This is a genomic window from Arthrobacter sp. C2 (assembly GCA_024207135.1).
Classification (GTDB): Bacteria; Actinomycetota; Actinomycetes; order Actinomycetales; family Micrococcaceae; genus Paeniglutamicibacter.
On record CP042428.1, the window covers coordinates 2,609,912 to 2,631,712 of the forward strand.

The following is a 21,801-nucleotide window of genomic DNA, read 5'->3' on the forward strand; positions in this document are numbered from 1 at the left end:
GTTCGGCCTTGGCCCCACGCCGGCGCGCCTCATGGGAGGAGTCGGCGGAGCGCGGCCCCCGATCTTAGTGAGGTTCGGCGGCTTCCAGGACCTGGACGGCATAGTCCAGGACCGCCTGGGCCCGCTTGCTGGGCCTGGCGCCGGTGGGCCAGATGGCCACCACCGAGGTGACGCCGCTGCGCGGGCGCAGCGGCCGCGTGACGAGTGGGCGCCCCTCGCTGGAGACAGGGATCTGGTGGGGACGCGACATCAGCAGGCTGTAGCCCAGCCCGCGCCCCACCAGTGCCCTGACCAGGTCGATCTGCGGGACCACGGCGCCGATGCGCGGATTGAGCTCGCGCTGGGAAAACATCAGCTGGGTGTAGCCGGTGCTCGGAGCGGTGTCGAGCATGATCAGGGGCAGCCGGGCGAGGTCGGCCAGGTCGACGTCGACCTGCCGGGCCAGCGGGTTGCTGTCGGCAAGAACCGCCATCACCTCAGTTTCATAGACGACGCTGCGCTGCAGTCCGGGGGGCAGACCGATGTCATAGACGATCGCCAGGTCGAGCGAGCCTTCGTCCAATGCGGCCAGCAGTTCGGTGTGGTCTCCCACCACAATGCCGATCTCGACCTCGGGATGCAGGCGCCCCATGCCCTCGAGGACCTCCGGCAGGACGTTGCTGGCCAGGCCGGTGTAGCACCCCAGGGCCACCGGGCCGCGCAGTTCCCCGCGGACTTCCGCCAGCTCCCCGACGAGGGTGTCGGTGGAGCGCAGGATTTCCCGGGCCCGGGCCGCGAAGTGCCGACCGGTCGGGGTCAGGTTCATTCCCCGGGCCTTGCGGCGCACGCACAGCTGCTCGCCGACCGCCGCTTCGAGCTCGGTCAAGGCATGGGACAGTGCCGATTCGGAAACGTGCAGTGCCTTGGCAGCCGAACCGAGCGTCGGGTGGTCGGGCAAGACTGAGAAAAGTTCGAGTTGCCGCAAGGTGAACCGGGCCACGTTAATTCCTAAACAATCGAAGAAGTATCGCTAATATTCGCAGTTTACTGCAAGAACTTTTGCCGTGAGACTGGGGCAACGACCATTGAGGAGGACCCGATGTCCAGTAGCACTGCCAAATGCCCATACAGCGGCACCCAGGCGGCCGGCACCGCCGCCGCCGTCCCCGTCCCGCAGCCGCTGCGCTCCCCGGGCGGGGTGTCCGAGGCACCGGTTGCCCACTGGCTGGATGTCGAAGGTCTCGCCGCGGATCCCTACGCCGCCTATGCCCGGCTTCGCGCGGAATCCCCGGTGGCGTGGGTCCCGAAGCTGAACAAATTCCTGGTGACCAGCTATGGCGGATGCCACGGAATTGAGCAGGACCAGGAAACCTTCAGCGCCAACGTCTCCGGTTCCACGATGAACCGCGCGATCGGTGCCCAGCCAATGCTGCGCAAGGACGACCCCGAACACGCCATCGACCGCGCGCCGATCAATCCGGTGCTCCGCCCCAAATCGATCAAGGAGGCCTGGGCGCCGGTCTTTGCGCGCAACGCCGAGACATACCTGGACGCGCTCGAAGACAAGGGACCCGGGCACGCGGACCTGAACACCGACTATGCCGCCCCGCTGGCCTCGAAGAACCTCATCGACCTGCTCGGATTGCTCGACGCCGACGTAGACCAGGTCCGCCGCTGGTCCCACGACTTCATTGCCGGCATGGGCAATGTCCTGGACGACCCCGGCATCTGGGCGCGCTGCGACGCCTCCACGGCCGATGCCGACGCCCTTTTGGCCGAACTCATTCCGTTCTATCGCAAGAACCCCGATGCCTCCCTGGTTTCCGCCCTGGCCAACAGCGGGCTGCCCGTGGAGGACGTCGCAGCCAACACCAAGCTTGCGATCTCCGGCGGCCTGAATGAACCCCAGCACATGGTCACCAACATGGTGTGGGCGCTGAGCCGCCATCCGGCCCAGCGCGAGGCGGTGCTGGCCGACCCCGCGCTGTGGGCGGCGGCATTCGACGAGACGGTGCGCTGGCAATCCCCCATCGGGATGTACCCGCGCCAGGCCACGCGCGACACCGTGCTGGAGGGCGTCGCCATCCCCGCAGGCGCCGGCATCGGCGTCGTGGTCGCCTCGGCCAACCGGGACCAATCCTGGTTCGGGCCGGGCGCGGAGGACTTCGACATCCACCGGCCCAAGCGCCCCCACCTGGCCTTCGGCGCTGGGGTCCATCTCTGTGCCGGACACTGGGCCGCCAAGAGCGCCATCGGCCAAATCGCCGTGCCCAAGGCCTACGAGCGCTTCGGTTCGCTGCGCGTGGATGAACAGCGTGCCGAAAGCTGGGGCGGATGGGTATTCCGCGGCCTGTCATCCCTGCCCGTCACCTGGAACTAAAAAATCACACCGAACGAGGAGCCACCATGCCGACCATCACCTTCACCCAGCCCGACGGGTCCGAGCAAGTCCTCCAGGTTGCCGACGGCACCACGCTGATGCGCGCCGCGGTCTCCAACGGGGTCGACGGAATCGTCGGCGAATGCGGCGGGCAGGCCATGTGCGCCACCTGCCACGTCTACGTCCGCCCGGAATATGCCCGGTCCCTGCCCGAAATCACCGAAGACGAAGACGAAATGCTTGACTGCACCACGGCCGCGCGCACCGACGCCTCGCGCCTGGGCTGCCAGGTTGCCGTCGGCCCGACGTTGGGCGCCATCGTCGTCGACGTGCCCGCGGACCAGGTCTAGGACATGGCCATGGATGCGGGCGTCGTCATCGTGGGCGGCGGGCAGGCTGGGCTCCAGAGCGCTGATTCGCTGCGCAGCGCGGGGTACGGCGGGAAAATCACCGTCGTCGCCGGGGAGCCGGAACTGCCCTACCAGCGCCCGCCGCTGTCCAAGGACTTCCTGGCACCGGGCACGGAAGCATCGCCGTTGCCGCTGCGCGGCGAGGCCTTTTTCACAGACAAGGACATCTTGCTGCTGCGTGGGATTGCCGCCACGGCCATCGACCGCCCCTGCCGCAACGTGTCGTTGGACGACGGGACCACCCTCGACTACGGGCACCTGGTCCTGGCCACCGGCACCCGAAACCGGACCCTGGATTGCGCCGGGGCCAGACTTGCCGGGATCCATTACCTGCGCACCCTGGCCGACGCCCGGGCACTGCATGCGGCGCTGCCCGCCGCACGGAACGTGGTGGTGATCGGCGCCGGATTCATCGGCCTCGAATTTGCCGCCGCAGCCCGCGCCCGCGGATGCAACACCACCGTCCTGGAATTCGCGCCGCGCCCCATGGGCAGGGCGCTGACCCCGGTGATGGGCGACTGGTTCGCCGGCGCCCACGCGCGCCTGGGCATCGGGCTGAAACTCTCCGAGGGCATCGAACGCTTCGAGGCCGGGCCCGATGGCCGCGTGGCCGTCGCGGTGTCCACCACCGGGGCACGCCACCTGGCCGACCTCGTCGTGGTGGGGATCGGCGTGCTGCCCAACGACGAGCTGGCCGCCGTGGCCGGGCTGGAAACCGGAAACGGTATCCGTGTGGATGGGTGTTTGCGCACCTCGGACCCTGCCATCCTGGCGGTCGGGGACTGCGCCAATTTCCCCCACCCCCGCAGCGGTGAACGCATCCGGCTCGAATCGGTGCAGAACGCCACCGACCAGGCCCGCCATGCCGCGCGCACCATCATGGCGGGCGCGGCCGAAAGACCCGAGGCAGCCCCGTACGCGGAACTACCCTGGTTCTGGTCCACCCAGGGCCCGTACCGCCTGCAGATGGCGGGGCTGGCGAATCCGGGGGACGATACCCTGGTGCTGGGGGATCCGGCGGCCGCGAAGTTTTCCGTGCTGTGCTTCCGTGACGGATTGCTGGCGGCGGTCGAGTCGGTGAACCTGCCGGCCGACCACCTGGCCGCCCGCAAGCTCCTGGCAGGCTCCGCCCGGATCTCCCGCCTCGAGGCAAGCGCGCAGGGGTTCACGCTCAAGGCGGCGGCCAGGGCCATGGCTCCTGTGTAGTTCCTTCTCGCCGCAACAAGATAGATGCCTGGAGGTCCGGGTCGAATTCATCGACCCGGACCTCCAGGCATCCTGGCTTTGGAAATGAATCGCCGACGCCGGGGTTGCCGCCTCAGCCGCCGAGCGACGCCGAGCCGGTCATGGCCCTTCGCAGCGGCTCGGCATCGCAAAGCCCCTTCAGGGACATGCCCTCCGGAAGCATGCCCAGGCCGCTGCGGATCCGCGTCAGCAACTCCAGCCCGCGGTGGTCAACCTCCAGGGTGCGGCCCCGGGCGGCCCAGGCGCTTGCCGCCGCACCCTGGTAGCCGCAGCGCTCGAGCAACTCGATGCCCCCGGAATCGTTCATCGCCTCCCCCGCCGCAACCCCGCGCGCCAGGGCACCGAGGTAGCCTTGCAGCTCCCCGGATTCCAGCACCTCTGCACGCACCACCAGTCCCTGGCCGGGAAGTTCGGGCAGCAGCGCATTGACATCCGCCAACTGCCTGAACCCTGCCTTCTCGGCCAGCTTGTCGAAGGGCGGGCCCAGCAGGGTCGCATCCGCGCGTCCGTCCACCAGCGCTTCGAGCCGCTCGCGCACGCCCCCGACGACCACGTAGTCGACCTCGACTCTGGCCTCTCCCAGCAGATGCTTGGCCAGCAGCGCAAACCCGTTGTCCGGTGCGTCAACCGCGAACCGGCACCCGGCCAGCTCCGCCAAGGTTTCCACGTTTCCGCCTGCATGGATGCCCAGCTGAGTGGTCGCCTCGACCTGCGCCACCAGGCGCAGCGGCGCCCCGGCGCGGGTCCACTCGAAGAGGTTGTCGATGGCCGTGACCACCACGTCCTGTTCCCCGGCCAGCAGGGCACGGAGCTGCTCCTTGCTGGAGGTGGTGCGCGTGGGCACCACCTCCAGCTCCCGCAGGAAGCCGAGCTCGGAGGCCAGCAGGTAGGAAACCGGCGGAACGAAGTGGCTCTGGCGCAGCATCACGCGACGCTGCCTCCGGCCGCGGCGAGCGCGACGGGGCGGTCCGCGTACCAGGGAGGCAGCTGCCCGGAAGGCCCGCGCACCGGCGAGCGCTGGGTCCCCAGCCCGGAGATCGATGCCTCCATCACGTCGCCGTCGCGCAGGAACCTGCCCCAGTGCGATCCGTTGCCCGCCGGCGACCCGGTGATCAGCACGTCCCCGGGCTGCAGCACGGCAACCGAGGAGGCGTAGGCGATCAGGCTCGGGATGTCGAAGAGCAGGTCGTCAACCAGGGCGTCCTGCATCATCTGGCCGTTGAGGCTCAGCCGGATCCGCAACTTCGACAGATCGGGCACGAACCGCCGGGGCACGACGTACGGGCCGACGGGGAAGAACGTGGGCTGGTTCTTGGAGCGGAACCAGTCGGTGCCCATCATCGCGATGTCGGTGCGCGGCACCAGCGCGCGCGAAGTGACGTCGTTGACGATGGTGTAGCCGGCCACGTGGTCCATGGCATCGGCGGCCGAGACCCGATGCGCGCGCCGGCCGATGACCACCCCGAGCTCGAGTTCCCAGTCAATGTCCCCGCCCACGTCGGGCAATTGCACGTCGTCGTAGGCCCCGCACACCGCGGAGGGAATCCCGGTCCAGATGTACGGGTCCCCGGTGCGGCCGCGCTCGTCGATTTCCGCCGCGGCGTCGGCCGCGAGCTGCCGCGCATCGGCCCCCTCGGTGCCGAGCTTGTGGGCCACGCTCATCTGGATGACGTGTTCGCGGTAGTTTGCCCCGGCGGCGATGATGGTGCCCACCGGTTGCACCGGGGGCAGCACCCCCAGCCCCGCCAACCGGCGGGACCCGGCCGCGGCCGGATCGATGGTGCCGATTTTCTCCAGGTGGGCATCCCAGTCGGCGAACAAGTCCCCGATGCGGGTGATGCCCGGCAGCACGGTGCGCAGGTCGACGACGGTGTCGCCGAAGACGGCGCCCGGGAACTGCTCCCCGGCGTCCTCGAAGGAGCCGAGCTTGAATTCGTTGTTGCTGGTGTCTTTCATGGATCCTCCAAAGGCCACTGTCGGTCGCCGCCTAGACCGGCGGCGGGACGAACAGGCCCTTGTCCTTGTCGTTGAACATTTCCTTGGCGATGAACTCGTCCATGTCCCCGCCGGTGCCCCATTGGTCCGAGGTCAGCGGATCCTGGGTGTCGTAGATGCTGGGGTGCCAGGTGTCTTCGTCGACCGAATCAAGCTCGGTGGTGAATTCCATGGTGTTGCCGTTGGGATCGTGGAAGTAGGTGAAGGTGTTGTCCCCGGCGCTGTGGCGTCCCGGGCCCCAGATCTTCTTGAAGCCCGAGCGCAGCAGCCTGCCGCTGCCGCGCATGTATTCGTCGATGCCGCGCAGCTCGAAGGAGGCGTGCTGCAGCGAGGCGTGCGGGCCGCGGGCAATCGCGATCGAGTGGTGCTGGGCGTTGCAGCGCAGGAAGTAGAACAGGTCCCCCATGTGCGGGTGGTTCAGGGTGTCCGAGAGCCGGAAGCCCAGGGTCTGCTCGTACCAGGCGAGCATTTTCTCCGGCTCCGGGGAGTTGAGCACCACGTGGGACAGGCGCACCGGGATGGACTCGCGTTCCTCGATCTTGCGGTGCTTGCGCACCTCGACGTCCGAGGAGACCTCGACGGTGCGTCCCTCCAGGTCGAAGAAGCGGAAGCCGTAGCCCCCGCCCAGGGTCTTGAGGTCGTCGGGCTCGCCGATGAGCTTCACGTTCTTCGCGATGAGGTCCGAGGCGAGCTGGTCCACCGAGGCCTTGTCCGCGGCGCCGAAGGCGACCAGGTCCAGGCGTTTTTCGTCGGCCTCGCGCACGCGGACCGAGTACTGTTCCGGGGAGCCCTCGGCGGCGAAGTAGGTGACCCCGCCGTCGTCCTCCATCTGGGTCAAGCCCCAGTGGTTCTTGTAGAAGTCGACCTGCTTCTTGTAGTCGGGCACCGCGATGTCGAAGTGCCTCAGGTGTGTGATCGGGCTGAAGGCCATGATTCTCTCCTGTAAATCTGTTGATCCGGGTGGATGCGGGGTCTGGCGACGGGTGGTCTAAAGGTGTGCCGGCACGTCGCGGCCGGCCTGTGGGAGGGCTGCCACGAGCCGTTCGAAATCCTCCGGGGTCTCCCCCAGGCCCAGGATGTAGCGGTCCGGGCGGATGATGGCAATCTTGGCGCCGGCGGCCTCCAGGATTTGGCCGACCTTGGCCGGGTCGAACAGGATCACGACGTCGTCGTTGTCCTCGAGCCGCTCGCGCAGTGCGGCAGGAAGGGCGGAGTAGAGCTCGTGGGTGGTTGCCACCAGGAAGCGGGAGCCGACCATGTCATCGAGGCGCACCCCGTCGGCGAGGATCGGCTGGATGCCTAGGCGGCCGGCGCGTTCGTCGGTGCCGCCCTCGTGCAGGCCCGGTCCCAGTGGGGGCGCCACGGGTGCCGATGCAGCGGGGTTCGCCCGGATGAAGGCATCTCGCTGCCTGGCAACATCGGCATCGGTGGTCTGCAGGAAGCCGGCGGCGTTGGCAGCCTGTTCCACCCAGAACCGTGCATGTGGCAGTCGCTCGGACTCGTAGGTGTCAAGGAGGCTGCCATCCGCTGCACCGCGCTTGACGGCGTCCAGCTTCCACACCAGGTTGGCCACATCGCGCATGCCGGCACACAGTCCCTGTCCAAAGAGCGGCGGCGCCTGGTGCGCGGCATCGCCTGCCAGGAAGATGTTCCCGGCACGCCATTGTTGGGAGATGCGCCCGCGGAAGGTGTACGTAGCCAGCCGGTCCGCGGTGAACTTGTCGGCCGGAAGCACCCCGTGGCTGAGGCGTTCGAGGCCCGCCGGGGTCGTGATTTCCTCGGGGTCGTCCCCCGGCATGAGCATGAATTCCATGCGTACGCGTTTGCCGGGGAGCCGGATCCACAGGGCGGGCCTGGTGTGGTGGCCCAGGAAGATCATGTCGGAGGACAATCCCGGGCTGTCTTCAAGGATCCCGTCGGCGACCAGCCATTGTGCATCCTCGCCGATCTTCTCGGTCTCGATGTTTAGCGCCTTGCGGCTCTGGGAACGGGCTCCGTCGGCAGCAATGGCCCAACGGGCACGGATGAGGGATTCCTCGCCGTCCGCGTTTTGCACCGCGACCTCGACGCCTTCGCCGACATTGCGCACCGAGAGCACCGTCATGCCGCGGCGCAGCTCGACGCCGGGAAGTTCCTCGACGACCTCCTGCAGCAGGACTTCAATGTCAGGCTGGTGGAAAGTAAGGTCGTCGTGCCAACCCTGGGTCCCGAGCCGGCCCGTGGGCACCGAGATGAGGACCTCGTGCTCCTCGTTCTCAATGTGCATCGAGGCCATCGGCAAGGTTGCCTTGGCGAAGCGCTCGGCGACCCCCAAGGACTGGAGGGTACGGAAGGTCTCGCCATCGAAGTGCACGGCGCGTGCGGTCGGCCAGGGCTGGATCTCGCGCTCCACGCCAATGGCACTCAAGCCGGCGCGGCCCAGCAACGCCAGGGCGGTGACCCCGACGGGTCCGCCACCGACAACCACTACGTCCACATCAATGACGTTTGCCATTTCGCTCCCTCAAGTTCAGTACGTATCGTTTCGAATAAATGTAACACCCGTCACGCTTGGTGCGCAAGGGGCCTGGATAGGCCCCGAGTGCGCTCCGGGCGTTGGAGCCTCAGGCCTTCCAAACGGTCTTGAGGTTGCAGAATTCCCGGATGCCGTCGGCGGCGAGCTCGCGCCCGAAACCGGAGCGCTTGATCCCGCCGAATGGCAGCTCCTGGTAGGAAACCGTCATGCCATTGATGAACACCGCACCGGCATCAAGGCCGGCGGTGAACCAGGCTTCCTCCTCGGCATCATTGGTCCAGACCGCACTGGAAAGCCCGAAAGTGGTCTGGTTGGCGATGCGCAAGGCGTCCTCGCGGTCGGTAGCGCGGTACAGCGAGGCAACCGGGCCAAAGGTCTCTTCCTGGATGATGCGCATCTGATCGGTGAGGCCGGCGAGCACCGTGGGGGCGTAAAAGAAACCCGGGCCCTCCGGGGCCGTCCCGCCGGTAAGCACCTGGGCACCCAGGGCGCGGGCATCCTCAACAAGTTCGGCCAGCTCGTCACGTCCGGACGCGGTGGCCAGCGGCCCCACCTGGGTCTCGGGGTCCAGCGGATCCCCGACCACCAGCTCCGACATCAGCTTCGCGAATTCGGCGGCAAATGCGTCATAAACCTCGGCGTGAACGATGAATCGCTTCCCGGCGATGCAGGACTGGCCGTTGTTGCTGATCCGCGCGCGCACGGCCGTCGCGGCGGCGGCGGCGAGGTCGGCCGAGGGCATGACGATGAACGGGTCGGAGCCGCCCAGTTCCAGCACCGACTTCTTCACGTGGTCGGCGGCAATGGAGGCCACCGAGCGGCCGGCCGGCTCGGAGCCCGTGAGGGTCACCGCCTTGACGCGGGGGTCGGACAAAACTGCGGCAACCTCGGAGCCGCCGATCAGCAGCGTGCGGAAGGAACCCGCCGGGAAGCCGGCTTGCTCAAAGAGCGTGTCAAGGAAAAGCGCAGCCTGGGGGACGTTGGAGGCATGCTTGAGTAGCCCGGAATTGCCGGCCATGAGCGCCGGGGCGGCAAAGCGGATGACCTGCCAGAGCGGGTAGTTCCATGGCATGACGGCCAGGACGGTGCCCAGCGGCTCATAGCGGGTCCAGGCGTTGCTCGCGCCCACGGACTCCGGGTCGGCCAGCGGGGCATCGGCCAGGAACCCCTCGGCCTGTGCGGCATAGAAGCGCATGGCCTTGACACACTTGTGCACCTCGGCGACCGATTGGGCGATGGGCTTGCCCATCTCGACGGTGATCAATTCACCAAGGCCCTCGGCCTGGGCTTCCAGGGCGTCTGCCGCAGCGAGCATCCATGCCGCGCGCTGGGCAAAGGTGGTGCCGCGCAGCAAGCGCGCCGCCTCGGCGGCTTGGGCAATGCGGTCCTGAACCTCCTGGGGCGAGTGCGGCTCGATGATCATTTCGGTCGAACCGGTGGTCGGGTTGATGGTTGCAATTGCCATGGGTGGGATCCTTTTCTTCAGGCGTGTTCTCTGTCACGACTATATAGGATACGATTCGTATCGGACACCATTTGGTTCCACCGAATGAATCCACCTCCACCCGCAGCCCGTGGACCGGCTGCCCGAACACCAAGGAGTGCCATCGTGAGCACCAATGGCGAGCTGCCGACGAACCTTCCCCTCTTCCTCACCGACGCCGACGTGGCCAACCTTTCGGACTGGTCCGGAGCGATCGAAGCCATTCGCGCCGCCTACAAGGCCCCCGGCGACGAGGCCGGGACCCCGGGGCGGATCTTCGCCCAGACACAGCGGGAATGGTTGCGGATCATGCCCTCCGTGCCGCCCAGCGGACAACTGTTCGGCGCCAAGTCGATCGCCGGGTCCTTCGCCGACGGCCTGCGCGTCAGCTACCTGATTTCCCTTTTCGACAAGGACACCGCGGATTTGGTGGCGCTGGTTGATGGGAACCGCGTCACCGGCCTGCGCACCGCCGCGACCACCGCGGTGGGCACCTCCACGATCGTGCCGCAACGGCCGCTGACCGTGGGCGTGATCGGCTCCGGCTTCGAGGCCCGTTCCCACCTGACAGCCTTTTCGCACGTGTTGGAGTTCGCCGAAATCCGCGTGTTCAGCCCAACCCCCGCCAACCGCGAGGCCTTTGCCGCCGAATTCGACGGCACATTCGGGGCCCCCGCACGGGCAGTCGACTCGGCCCGCGAGGCCGCCGAGGGCGCGGATCTCATCCTGTGCGCAGCACGCTCCCGCGATGAATCCCCCACGCTGCAGGCCGACTGGGTCTCGGAGAACGCCGCTGTGGTGTCGATCGGATCCACGACAGCAGCCCAGCGCGAGCTGCCCGCCGAACTCATCGCCCGCGCAGCGGTGGTCGTGGTGGATTCCCGTGACGAGGTCGTCAACGACAGCGGGGACATGATCGCCGCCCGCGCGCACGGCGTCGATGTCGATTCGATCGTTGTCACGCTCAATGCCGTCCTGTCCGGCGAAACCGAGATCGATTCGGCGCACGGGATCAGGATCTACAAGTCAACAGGCTCCGGCCTGCAGGACATCGTGGTTGCCGAGATGCTCGTTGACCGCGCCCGCGCCGAGGGCATCGGCACCGTCCTGCCCGTCGGCATCGTCACCAGCCGCAAATAACACCTCACAGACACCTTAGGAGAACACCATGGTGGAATACACCAAATCCGAAGCCCGCGCCTGGGCCAAGGAGAACTTCACCGGCACCGTCGCGGTGACGCACCCATCCTTCACCCCCGATTTTTCGGGCATCAACGAGAACGCGATCCGCCACGACATCCTGCTGCTCAAGGAACGCGGCTACGCCGGTTCGCTGATCATCGCCGAAGCAAACGTCACCCCGGAGGAGAACGCCCGGATCACGGCCGTGGCCCGCGAGGCCGCAGGGCCGGATTTCGGGCTCTTCTTCCACGCCATCTTCGGCACCCTGGAGGAGAACATCCACGCGGCAAACCTGGCCGCCAAGGCCGGAGCCGACCGCGCCCTGCTCGCCTACCCGTCCTCGTTCTGGCCGACCTCCTACGACGAGGTCTTCGACTACACCAAGCGCTTCACCGACGAAACCGACCTGGCCACCATGCTGTTCCCGCTTCCCGCCTGGGGCTTTGAGCGCATCCACCCCGCGGGCATGAGCGTTGACTTTGTGCGTCGCGTGCTGGATGCGATGCCGAGCATCGTCGCCATCAAGGCCGAGCAGGGCTACCCGGGCATCCCGGGCGTCATGGAGATGTACCACCACTTCCGCGACGAAGTGGTGATTTCCTGCCCCATCGAGGCCGAGATCATCCCGCTCATGTCGGTCCTGGACGTCCAGTTCTCCGGCACCGCCAACACCAACTGGATGGGAGATTACTACCCCAAGGCCTTCGAGCTTGCACGCACCGGCAAGTGGGAAGAAGCGATGGAGCGCTACTGGGAGGTCCAGCCGGCCCGCGCCGCCAACATCGCCGTGTCTTCCACCTCCACCCCGGGCACCAGCTCCATCAACCGCACCCAGTGGAAGTACCAGGAATGGCTCTCCGGCTTCAACGGCGGCGCCTTGCGCCCGCCTGCCGTCAGGCTGCCGGACCGCTTCATGAAGCAGCTGCGCGCCAGCCTGGAAGCCTCGGGGCTTCCGGTCACCGACTCCCCTGATTCCGAATTCCTGCGCGGGCGCGTCAGCGCCTAATCCATCGACCCTGCCGCGTCGCGGCATCCGGAAGCCCCCGGGAAGATCGAACCGATCCGGTTCGATCTTCCCGGGGGCTTCCATCGTGTGCCTACCGGCGGCGGGAAACCTCGGTCCAGAACCCCGGACGGCCCCCTCGAAGCGAGGAGGCGGACGGGATGCCGCGGCACCGGACGGATGGAGCCGGGCACCTGCCCGGACGGGCGGTCAAGATTCAGCGAGATGTCGCGCGTGGCCGCTGCGGGCGCATCGCCCGCCTCTCGAAGGCATAACCGACGAAGGGCCCCGCCCGAGGGATGGTTGCCTTGTCGACACCATCCTCCGAACGAGGCCCTTCGGCTTGCAACAAGTCCGTTGCATCGCGAACCGGTCAGGAAACTACTGGCCCGGGTTCGCGAAGAAGTTGTTGAGGCGCTCGGTGGGCAGGTAGTCCTCCGGTGCGCCGGCCAGGTCGGTCAGGTCGCTGGCATCCCAGGAGGGATCCGCAATATCGGCGAGGTTCTCCCGGTTGACGATCACCGACGGCTCAACGATCTGGTTGACCTTCGGCCCCTCGCCCTTCAGGATGCGCAGGGCCACATCAACCACCGCCTCCCCGGTGCGCACCGAGGGGGTCGTGGTGCCGAAGTAGGGGTAATCGGCATTGGCCAGGGCCCAGGACGAGAACCCATGGCTGGAACCGTCATCGGCGATCGGCGGTACCTCCATGCCCGATTCCTCGAAGGCGTTGCGGATGCCCACGCCCATGGTTCCCGCCTGCAGCACGGCGTCAACGCCGGCCGGGTTGGTTGCCAAGAACTTCTGGACCTCCGCCTGGGCCGTGGCCGGCTGGAAGAATCCGGTGACCGATCCCGCGACCTTGATGTCCGGGCAGTTTTCCAGGACGGCGTCGATGCCCAGGGTTGCAAAGGTGGAGACCGGGATCCCCGGGATGCCATCGACGCGCAGGACGTTGCCCTTGCCCCCGATGGCCCCGACGGTTCCCGCGGTGACCTGGGCGATGGCGAGCGGGGTGTTGCGCGTGACGCTCACGGCGTATTCGGAATCGATCGGCACCTGGGCGGCAACCAGCGGGATGCCAGCGGCATGGGCAGCCTTGGCCAGGTCAACCGAGGGCTCCGGGGCAATGGCGGTGTAGATGATGACGTCGGGCTTCAGCGAGAGGGCCTCGTTGAACTGCTGGAGCTGAAGCGGGACGTTGGAGGGATCGTCCGGGGCGAATTCGCCGACAATCTCGACACCCTCGGCCTTCAGGGTCTTGCGGATCGACTCCGACATCGAGGCGATGAAGGGGCTGGCCGGCGGCATGCCCACGATGGCTGCCGTGAAACCTTCGGTCTTCTTCGACTTGAACTCCGACCATGCAGATTTGCGGATCTCGTACGGGTAGAGGTCGTATCCCGCGGAGATCTCCTTCGGGAAGCCGGCCAACAGTCCGCTGGGATCCTTGGCCGTGCCCGTGGGCACGGCCCCGCAGGTTCCCGCCGCCGCGGAGGCCGACGGGGCAGCAGCGGTAGCGCCGGAAGCGGCGGGCTCCGCCGGTGCCGATGCCGCACAGCCGCTCAGGACAAGCGCGCCGGCGCCCAGGATCGCGGTGCCGAACGTGGTGAAACGGGGGAAAGAGGAGGTTTTCTTCATGGTCTAGCTCCTTGCCGAGTGAACGATTCGTATCGTATTGAATCAGAGTAACCATATGCGGTACGATTCGTCTAGTTTCGAATGAGATCCACGCCACTTAACTCGCATTTCCTAGGAGATCCTCCGTGAACAACCAACCCACCGGCCTGGTGCTCTCCGGGGTGAGCAAGCGCTTCGGGGCCACGCGCGCCCTCATCGACGGGGACCTGCATCTGCGCCCCGGCGAGATCCACACCCTGTTGGGTGAGAACGGCTCAGGCAAGAGCACACTTGTGAAGATCATGGGCGGGGTCCACCGCCCCGACTCGGGAACCGTAACGCTGGACGGCGTTCCCGTGGCCAGCCGCTCCCCGCGGGCGGCGATGGACCTGGGGATCGCCACGGTGTTCCAGGAGGTCCTCACCGCCGGCAGCCAATCCGTTCTCGAGAACGTCTGGCTCGGATCCCACGGGATCTTTCGCCGTGCCATGCCCCGGGCCGAGCAGCGCACCATTGCCCGCGAGGTGCTCACCAGGATTGCCGGGGACATGCCGCTGGATCTTCCGGCCGGCCAACTTTCCCTGTCCGAGCGCCAGTCCCTCTGCATAGCCCGGGCCCTGGTCCGCAAGCCCAAGGTGCTGATCCTCGACGAGTCGACAGCTTCCCTGGATGTCGGCTCGCGCGATCGGCTCTTCGTCGAGATGCGCCGGCTTGCGGCCGAGGGAACAGCCATCCTGTTCATTTCGCACCGCATGGACGAGGTCGCGGAAATCTCGGACCGCGTCACCGTGCTGCGCTCCGGAAGAACCGTCTCCGCCGTGGAACGTGCCGAACTCTCCATTGACCGGCTGATCACGGACATGACCGGAAACCCCGACCACGACGCAACCCGGCGACAGCCCCACGAGCCAGGGGAGAAAATCCTCCAAGGCACCGCGCTCGGCTTGGCCGCCGGCTCCGCCCCCATCGACTTCGAGTTGCGGTCCGGGGAAATCGTGGGCCTGGCGGGGCTCGAGGGCCACGGGCAGGACCTGTTCATCAAGCGCCTGGCCGGCCTCGCCCCCGGGCCAGGACGCGTCGAACGCGTCCTGGCCCGGGGGCCGGAGGAAGTGTCCGAGCGCAACGGCAACACCCTGGGTGTCGCCTACCTGCCGCGCGAACGCCGCGGAGAATCGCTCTTCGAGTCCATGTCGATCCGCGAGAACTTTGCGCTTCCCACCCTGCACATGCACCGCCGCGCCGGGCTGCTGGACTCCGCCAGCATCGCGAAGCGGTTCGAGGCCTTCGCCCACCTGCTTTCCCTGCGCTTCGGCACCGCACACGATGCCATTTCCACGCTATCGGGCGGAAACCAACAAAAGGTCCTGCTGGCGCGCTGGCTGGCCACCGATCCGCAGGTCCTGTTGCTCAACGACCCCACCCGCGGGGTGGACATCGGAACCAAGCGGGAGATCTACGCCATCCTGGACCGGCTCAGCGCCACGGGCATGGGCATCGTGGTGCTCTCAAGCGAGGTCGACGAGCTGGTGGACCTCGCCGACAGGGTCTTGGTTTTCCGCGACCAGGCGGTCTTCGCCGAAATCGCCCACTCGGGGCTCAGCACCGAGTCCGTCGTTGCCGCCTACTTCGGCCAGAAATCAGAGGTGCTCTCATGAATCGTGTACTGACCCTGTTCCAGCGCTGGCCCTTCGCCTTCGCCCTGCTGCTCGCATTGGTGCTGCTGGTGCTGAACCTGGCCATCTCGCCGTCCTTCCTTTCCCCCGCACGGCTGCCGGGCACCCTGGCCACGCTGGCTCCTTTCGTCCTGGTGGGATTCGCCTCGACGCCCTCGCTCCTGGCCGGAGGAATCGACATCTCCGTCGGCCCGTTGGCCACGTTCATCAACTGCTTCTTCGTTGCCGTGCTCATTCCCGCGGGCCTGGGCGATTGGCAGCTGGCTGCGCCCATTGTCCTGGCCGTTGCCGCCGGGGTCGGCGCGCTGAACGGAATCCTCATCGCCGTGGTGCGACTGCACCCGGTCGTCGCCACCACCGGCATGTTGTTCCTGCTCGTGGGCCTGTCGCTGACCATCGCCCAAAATCCGGTGGCCGCACCGGACAACTGGACCGAGGTCTTTGCAGGCGGCGTCGGCTTCCTCCCGGGCGCCCTTATCACCATCGGTGCCGCCGGGCTCCTCTGGTTCTCCCTGCGCCGCACCGCCTTTGTCAGCAACCTGTTGGCCACCGGCGAAAGCGATGTCTCCGCCTACGGATCCGGGGTGAACGTCATGGCGGTCCGCATCCTGGCGTACACGCTCGGCGGCTTGTTCGCCGGCATCGCCGGGATCGCGCTGACGGCCATCGTCCAGTCCTCGCAGTCCTCCCTGGCCACCACCTATGCCCTGCTGGGCCTCGCCGCCGCGGTCCTGGGCGGAACTTCCCTGGCCGGCGGGCGCGGCGGCCTGCTCGGCGCCCTCTTCGGGGCCGTGTCCATCTACCTGCTGCAACAACTGCTCACCGCCTCCGGCGTGGCACCCAGCCTGATCCAATTTGCCTATGGCGCGGTCCTTGTCGTCGGTGTCGTGCTCGGCGCGACGCTGCTGGCACCCCGCCTGAAAAGGAGCGCATCATGACCAGCGAAACCCTCTCCCCCGCCCCCGCACCCGCGGTCCGCATCAGCCGGCCGTGGGCCAGGTTCAGGGCCTGGGCCCTCGAGGTTCCCCTGCTGCAGGTCCTGGTGGTGCTTGCTCTGGCGGCCTGGCTGGTGACCGCCATCCCGGCCATCGCCAACCCGAGGTCCGTTACCTCCATCCTGGTCATCACCTCGCTGTTGGCCCTGGCGGCAATGGGACAGACGCTCGTGGTGATCCTGGGCGGACTGGACCTGGCCGCGCCGGGCTACATCCTCTTCGGTGCCTTCATGGCCGCAAACGTCGCGGGCAAGCTTGCCGTGCCGCCGGCCGTTGCAGTGCTGGGCACGGTCCTGGTCTGCGGCGGCATCGGCGCGCTCATCGGCTGGATCTGCCACCGCTTCAGCGTCCAGCCGCTGGTCGTGACGCTGGGCACCGGCGCGGCGTTGACCGGCGCGACACTGTTCCTCGCCGACGGGGACTACTCCTCCGCCCCGCCGCAAGCGCTGCGCTCCCTGGCAAGCCTGCGGGGAACCACCTTCGGCATGCCGTTTCCGCCCATCATCATGATCGTGTTGCTCTGCGGGGTGGGCATGTGGATCTTCCTCAACCGCACCGCTGCAGGACGCCGTTTCCACGCCACGGGCGTCAACTTCCGGGCCGCCCGGCTGACAAGGATCCGCACCTCAGTGGTGTGGACCCTGGTCTTCGCCGCCTCCGGCGCCCTGGCCGGGATCGCCGGCATCTTCATTGCCGCCTATGGCTCGGGTTGGTCGCAGACCATCGGTGAACCGTATCTGTTCTCCGGGCTGGCCGCCGTCCTGGTCGGCGGCACCATCTTCGGGTCGATCCGCGGCAGCTACACCCGGACGCTGCTCGGTGCGCTCACCCTCACCCTGCTGTCCACGATCATCGTGAGCAACGGGCTGTCCGAGGCGCAAAGCCGAATCATCTTCGGGATCATCATCCTGGCGGTGGTCTCCCTCTACGGGCGCGAGCGCCACGTCCGCGACAGGTTCTAGGTTCCGGGCCGGGCTTGCTCAACAGCGCGGACGCTTGCCGGAATGTTCACCCAAGTCAGCGGATAACCCACCTGACGCCACATCGGCTGGGCGAGGACGGGGTAGGGTGCGGTTTCAATCGGGTCGCAGCCGCGACGGGGTCCCGGAAACCCGCCCGTGGCACAAATTGTTATCCCGAACCCATAGGCAACCCAGCGCCAACACGATACGATACGATACGACTCGAATTTAATAATGGATGAACGATTTCATCGTGGTTCCATTGAAAATCCATCCAAGGAGAACAAATGCCCGCCGAGACCTCCACCGTCGCCGAGGTGCTGTCCAGCCCTTGGAAAATCGACGGACTGAGAATCAAGAACCGCTATGTGCTCAGCCCCATGGCAGTGCTCCAGCCCACCAAGGACGGCCACCCCAGCGACCAGACGATCGCGTTCCTCACCACGCGCGCGCGCGGCGGCGCCGGCCTCCTGATCATCGGTGGCACCGTTGCCACCGAGCGCGGAAACCAGGAAGCACCGTTCCAGCCACTGATGCGCTTCGACGACGACAAATTCATTCCGGGCCTGAAGCGCATGGTGGATGCCGTGCACGAACACGATGTCCCCATTTTTGCCCAGATCTTCCCGAGCTTCGGCGCCATGGGCGTACCCGGCGAGGGCAGGACAACTCGTGCGGCAAGCCCCAAGCCTGTCCGCATGGCAGCACCGCGCCTGCCGCACGGCCTCTACATTCCGGGCGGGCGCACCAACCCGACTCCGGATGAGATCACCAAGGACGAGATCCTCGAGGTCCAAAACTCCACTGTTGCCTCGGTGCTCCGGGCCAAGGCCGCCGGATTCGACGGAGTCGAGCTCGGTGCGCACATGCGCTACCTCTACTCCTCCTTCCTCTCGCCGCGCACCAACTGGAGGACCGACGAATACGGCGGCAGCGCCGAAAACCGCGCACGCATTCTCGTGGACACGATTCGGGCCATTCGCGCCGAGGTCGGCACCGACTACCCGGTGGGCCTGCGCATGAGCGTCAACGACCACCTCCCCGACGGCCAGGGGCCCGAGGGGTTCGCGGAGGTTGCGTCGATCATCAACAAGGAAGGTCTCGGATACATCGCCCTGAGCGATGCAAACTACGAGTCGATGGACAACAATGTCACCTCCGAGTCCGGTGCAATCATCGAGCATGGAGAGCCCCAGGCATTCCGTGCCGCCATGCCCCACGTCCCCCTGCTGCTCAGCAGCACCTACAACCCGCGGCAGAGCGCGGACGCCATCACCGCCGGGTTCGCCGACGGAATCATGCTCGCACGACAGCTGCTGGCCGACCCGGATTTCCCCAACAAGGTGCTCCAGGGTCGCCAGAATGAGATCAACTGGTGCGACCACGACAACTCATGCCTGCGCCGGCTGATCCTCAACGTACCGGTACGCTGCCACAAGAATCCGGCCATGGGGCGCGAAGCGGTTCTCGCCGGTGCCAAGGAACCCGTATCCATCATGCTCAAGCGTCCGGTGGAGAGCCTGCTCATCGCAGCGACCGGCTCCACCGTCCTGATGGGCATTGCCGACAAGCTGGCGACCGCCGGCTCGAAGGCAGCCAAGAGCTGACACCAGTGCCACGCCGGGTCTCCTCCGTTCCTGAGGAGACCCGGCGTGGCGATCGTGACAAGATGCGTGTGCGCCCGGACTCCAAGCGGAGTCCGGGCGCACACGCATTCTGGTCTATTTAATTGCGGCTGTTTCGAAAGTCATTGGCCGGCCGGGCGCAGCGCCCTGCCGGTCCCGCGGTAGATGGCCACGGTCCGCTCCCCCGCGCGCACCATCACATCAACAATCATCCGACGGCCCTCATGGAAGCTGACCTCGGCGGTGGCCACCAGTTCGTCGGCGATGTGGGCCGGTGAAATATAGGAGATGGATGCCTCGGCCGTCGCGATTCCGGCGCCGAAGGTATTGGCGGCCATGGCGAACGCGGTGTCCGCCAGCGCAAAGACCAACCCGCCATGGGCAATCCCGTGCCCGTTGGCCATCTCCGGGGTCACCGTCAGGATCGCCGTGGCTCGTCCCTCGCTGGCGCTCAGTACCTGGATTCCGAGGCCCTCCAAGGCCCTGTCGGCTGCCAGCATCGAGCGGGCCGGGTCGGCAATAAGTGTTGACGGGTTCATGAGATCCTCTCCACGACCATTGCCATGCCCTGGCCGCCGCCCACACAGAGCGTGGCCAGGCCGAGGGAGCCGTCGGTGGTTTGCAGGCCATTGATGAGCGTTCCGACCAGTCGCGCGCCTGTGGCACCGAAGGGGTGGCCCAGGGCGATCGCCCCGCCGAAGGGGTTCACCTTTTCCGGGTCGGCACCGAGCTTCCGGACCACGGGCACCACCTGGGCCGCAAAGGCCTCATTCAGTTCGATGATGTCGATGTCGCCAATGGACAGACCCAAACGCGCCAGCAGGCGGGTGGATGCCTCCACCGGACCCAGGCCCATGATTTCCGGCGAGAGTCCGCTCGCGGCACTGCCCAGGATGCGGGCCAGCGGCTTCAATCCCAGTTCGCCCGCACGCTTGGCGCTCATCATCACCAGGGCCGATGCGCCATCATTGAGCGGGCTGGCGTTGCCCGCGGTCACGGTTCCGGATTCGTGAAACACCGGCTTGAGGCCGGAAAGCGCCTCCAACGTGGTTCCCGGGCGCGGGCCGTCATCGGAGCCCACCACGAGGCCGGAAGCCGTGGTCACCGGCACGATCTCTCGGGCAAAGTACCCGGAGCCGATCGCCTGTTCCGCCCGGAGCTGGGACTCGAGCGCCCATTCGTCCTGGTCCCGGCGCGTGGTGCCGGTTTGGCGGGCTACGAACTCGGCGGTTTTGCCCATGGAGAGGGACACATCGGGAAGCTGCCCGGCTTCGCGGGGGTCAACCCACTGCTGTTCGGATTCGAACACCTCATCGGCATGTCGTGCCGCGGCAGCAAAGGCGGGGTGCGGGGACTCGAGCATCGGAGGTGTGGAGCTGGTCGATTCGACGCCCGCGACCAGGAATGCTTCCCCGTCGCCGGCCTTCACCGCTTGGGCCGCCATCGCGGTGGCCTGCAACGAGGAGGCGCAAAAGCGGTTGACCGTGACAGCCGGGACACTGTCCATTCCCCCCAACACCATGACACGACGCCCGATATTGTCGCCTTGGGCACCTTGCGGGACCGCACAGCCCATGTAGGCGTCGGCAAACTCGGTGTGCTCCAGCTGCGGAATGCTCGCAAGCGCGCCACGGATGGCAGCCAATGCCAGGTCTTCGGGGCGTTCGGTGGCCAGCGATCCCTTGCGGGCCCGGCCGATCGGCGTCCTGCGGTAGGCGACGATGACCGCGTCGTTCGGCGCGAGGGCGGTGTTCACGATGATGGTTCCTTTCGTTGTCGACGTCCCCGCCTATCGGACAGGCTCCGCGGACAGGAAAAGAATGAGGATTAGCACTGAGCAGCCAGGTGCACAACCGGCACTGCGGGTTTACTCATCCAACGTCACCTCGAATATATACGAACCGTATCGTATTGCACAAGGGTCATGCGCAACCGGAGCCGCCCCGACGGGCACCTGAAGCACGGGATCAAGGTTGACCGGGCTGGAAAAGCACGCTAGCCTCGTCGCGCGGATACTCGACCCGGCGCAATTCTTCCCCAGGATTGCAGGGCCAAGCCCCTGGCCTCGGGACCCGTGGAGCATTATAGATCCCGAGAAATTCCAGGAATCACTTTCCGGCCGCGAGCCCCTCAAGTGCCGTCTGCATGATGGCACCGGTGACCTTGGCATCCAGGGTGCCGGACTGGAACAACAGCCGGAAGTAGATGGGCGCGTAGAGCAATTCCGTGACTACCCGCGAATCGAGACCCTCGCGCATCGACCCTTCACTGATGGCCCGCTCAACCAAAGATTCAACGACCAGCGCTCGCGGGGTCCAGAAATGCTTCTTGAACTCGGCCATGGTGGCCTCGTCCTGCTGGCACTCGCCAATAAGTTGGGCAACAAGCCGGCCCTCGCTACCCGCATAGACCTCTGCAAGCGATGCCATGTGCTCGCGGAGCGCTTCGATCGCGGAAACATCCTCGCGCACCGGAGTGCGTGCGACGTGGTTGTCCAGGAACGTGTCGATCACCACGGCAACCTTGCTCGACCACCACCTGTAGATGGTGGTCTTGCTGACGCCCGCTTCGCGGGCAATGCGCTCAATGGAGAGCTTCTGCACCGTAAATCCGTCCGACCCCGAGCCATCGAGCAACTTCATCGTTGCTTCCAAAACCGCCCGCCGACTGTCTTCGCTTCTAATTGCCATGCGTCAAACAATACGTGCCAAATCATCCAATACGAAACGTACAC

Annotated in this window: 19 protein-coding genes; 9 read left to right on the plus strand and 10 right to left on the minus strand. The window is 66.7% G+C overall.

Annotated features, from left to right (window positions below; translation table 11 throughout):
• Positions 1-64: 64 nt before the first annotated feature.
• A complete protein-coding gene (locus FPY90_RS12190) occupies positions 65-979 on the minus strand; it encodes a LysR family transcriptional regulator (protein WP_498681245.1) in 915 nt (304 codons plus the stop codon).
• Between the two features lie 99 nt (positions 980-1,078).
• Here FPY90_RS12190 and FPY90_RS12195 point away from each other — a divergent pair, with 99 nt between their 5' ends.
• From FPY90_RS12195 to FPY90_RS12205, 3 genes are read left to right on the plus strand one after another with little or no spacing between them, the layout of a single operon-like run.
• Positions 1,079-2,359, plus strand: a complete 1,281-nt coding sequence (locus FPY90_RS12195) for a cytochrome P450 (protein WP_498681247.1) — start codon at positions 1,079-1,081, stop codon at positions 2,357-2,359.
• Positions 2,360-2,385: 26 nt separating this feature from the next.
• Positions 2,386-2,709, plus strand: coding sequence for a 2Fe-2S iron-sulfur cluster-binding protein (locus FPY90_RS12200; RefSeq protein WP_498681248.1), 324 nt, complete (start codon positions 2,386-2,388; stop codon positions 2,707-2,709).
• 9 nt (positions 2,710-2,718) lie between these two features.
• Positions 2,719-3,975 (plus strand): NAD(P)/FAD-dependent oxidoreductase, encoded by a 1,257-nt coding sequence (locus tag FPY90_RS12205; protein WP_498681249.1) that lies wholly within the window; start codon positions 2,719-2,721, stop codon positions 3,973-3,975.
• A 112-nt stretch (positions 3,976-4,087) separates the two neighbouring features.
• Here FPY90_RS12205 and FPY90_RS12210 read toward each other — a convergent pair whose 3' ends face one another.
• From FPY90_RS12210 to FPY90_RS12230, 5 genes are all read right to left on the minus strand, one after another.
• Positions 4,088-4,939 carry an ABC transporter substrate-binding protein gene (locus FPY90_RS12210; protein ID WP_498681251.1) on the minus strand — a complete coding sequence of 284 codons (852 nt, stop codon included), beginning with the start codon at positions 4,937-4,939 and terminating at the stop codon, positions 4,088-4,090.
• The gene (locus FPY90_RS12215) at positions 4,939-5,970 is read right to left on the minus strand and encodes a fumarylacetoacetate hydrolase family protein (protein WP_498681252.1); all 1,032 of its coding nucleotides are present in this window, start codon (positions 5,968-5,970) and stop codon (positions 4,939-4,941) included. The genes FPY90_RS12210 and FPY90_RS12215 overlap by 1 nt, the downstream gene beginning before the upstream one ends.
• A 31-nt stretch (positions 5,971-6,001) precedes the next feature.
• Positions 6,002-6,940: a VOC family protein gene (locus tag FPY90_RS12220; protein ID WP_498681253.1), complete on the minus strand. Its 939-nt coding sequence runs from the start codon at positions 6,938-6,940 to the stop codon at positions 6,002-6,004.
• 57 nt (positions 6,941-6,997) lie between these two features.
• The gene (locus FPY90_RS12225; RefSeq protein ID WP_498681255.1) at positions 6,998-8,503 is read right to left on the minus strand and encodes a bifunctional 3-(3-hydroxy-phenyl)propionate/3-hydroxycinnamic acid hydroxylase; all 1,506 of its coding nucleotides are present in this window, start codon (positions 8,501-8,503) and stop codon (positions 6,998-7,000) included.
• Positions 8,504-8,612: 109 nt separating this feature from the next.
• Positions 8,613-9,989 (minus strand): aldehyde dehydrogenase family protein, encoded by a 1,377-nt coding sequence (locus FPY90_RS12230; RefSeq protein ID WP_498681256.1) that lies wholly within the window; start codon positions 9,987-9,989, stop codon positions 8,613-8,615.
• 144 nt (positions 9,990-10,133) lie between these two features.
• On the opposite strand from FPY90_RS12230, the gene FPY90_RS12235 reads away from it, so the two are divergent.
• Positions 10,134-11,147, plus strand: a complete 1,014-nt coding sequence (locus tag FPY90_RS12235) for an ornithine cyclodeaminase family protein (protein ID WP_498681257.1) — start codon at positions 10,134-10,136, stop codon at positions 11,145-11,147.
• A 28-nt stretch (positions 11,148-11,175) separates the two neighbouring features.
• Complete coding sequence (locus tag FPY90_RS12240) at positions 11,176-12,195, plus strand: dihydrodipicolinate synthase family protein (RefSeq protein WP_498681258.1); 1,020 nt, start codon at positions 11,176-11,178, stop codon at positions 12,193-12,195.
• 378 nt (positions 12,196-12,573) lie between these two features.
• Here FPY90_RS12240 and FPY90_RS12245 read toward each other — a convergent pair whose 3' ends face one another.
• Positions 12,574-13,833, minus strand: a complete 1,260-nt coding sequence (locus tag FPY90_RS12245; RefSeq protein WP_498681259.1) for a substrate-binding domain-containing protein — start codon at positions 13,831-13,833, stop codon at positions 12,574-12,576.
• Positions 13,834-13,958: 125 nt separating this feature from the next.
• Between FPY90_RS12245 and FPY90_RS12250 the strand changes: the two genes are divergently transcribed.
• From FPY90_RS12250 to FPY90_RS12265, 4 genes are all read left to right on the plus strand, one after another.
• Positions 13,959-15,467, plus strand: coding sequence for a sugar ABC transporter ATP-binding protein (locus tag FPY90_RS12250; RefSeq protein WP_498681260.1), 1,509 nt, complete (start codon positions 13,959-13,961; stop codon positions 15,465-15,467).
• Positions 15,464-16,423, plus strand: coding sequence for an ABC transporter permease (locus tag FPY90_RS12255; RefSeq protein WP_498681262.1), 960 nt, complete (start codon positions 15,464-15,466; stop codon positions 16,421-16,423). The genes FPY90_RS12250 and FPY90_RS12255 overlap by 4 nt, the downstream gene beginning before the upstream one ends.
• Complete coding sequence (locus FPY90_RS12260) at positions 16,420-17,442, plus strand: ABC transporter permease (protein ID WP_498681263.1); 1,023 nt, start codon at positions 16,420-16,422, stop codon at positions 17,440-17,442. The genes FPY90_RS12255 and FPY90_RS12260 overlap by 4 nt, the downstream gene beginning before the upstream one ends.
• Before the next feature lie 287 nt (positions 17,443-17,729).
• Positions 17,730-19,049 carry an NADH:flavin oxidoreductase gene (locus tag FPY90_RS12265; RefSeq protein WP_498681265.1) on the plus strand — a complete coding sequence of 440 codons (1,320 nt, stop codon included), beginning with the start codon at positions 17,730-17,732 and terminating at the stop codon, positions 19,047-19,049.
• 140 nt (positions 19,050-19,189) lie between these two features.
• Here FPY90_RS12265 and FPY90_RS12270 read toward each other — a convergent pair whose 3' ends face one another.
• The 3 genes from FPY90_RS12270 to FPY90_RS12280 form a co-directional block, all read right to left on the minus strand.
• Entirely contained in the window at positions 19,190-19,606 is a 417-nt protein-coding gene (locus tag FPY90_RS12270) for a hotdog fold thioesterase (RefSeq protein WP_498681267.1), read from the minus strand.
• Positions 19,603-20,823: an acetyl-CoA C-acyltransferase gene (locus FPY90_RS12275; protein ID WP_498681269.1), complete on the minus strand. Its 1,221-nt coding sequence runs from the start codon at positions 20,821-20,823 to the stop codon at positions 19,603-19,605. The genes FPY90_RS12270 and FPY90_RS12275 overlap by 4 nt, the downstream gene beginning before the upstream one ends.
• A 352-nt stretch (positions 20,824-21,175) precedes the next feature.
• Positions 21,176-21,709, minus strand: a complete 534-nt coding sequence (locus FPY90_RS12280) for a TetR/AcrR family transcriptional regulator (protein ID WP_498681270.1) — start codon at positions 21,707-21,709, stop codon at positions 21,176-21,178.
• Positions 21,710-21,801 lie beyond the last annotated feature (92 nt).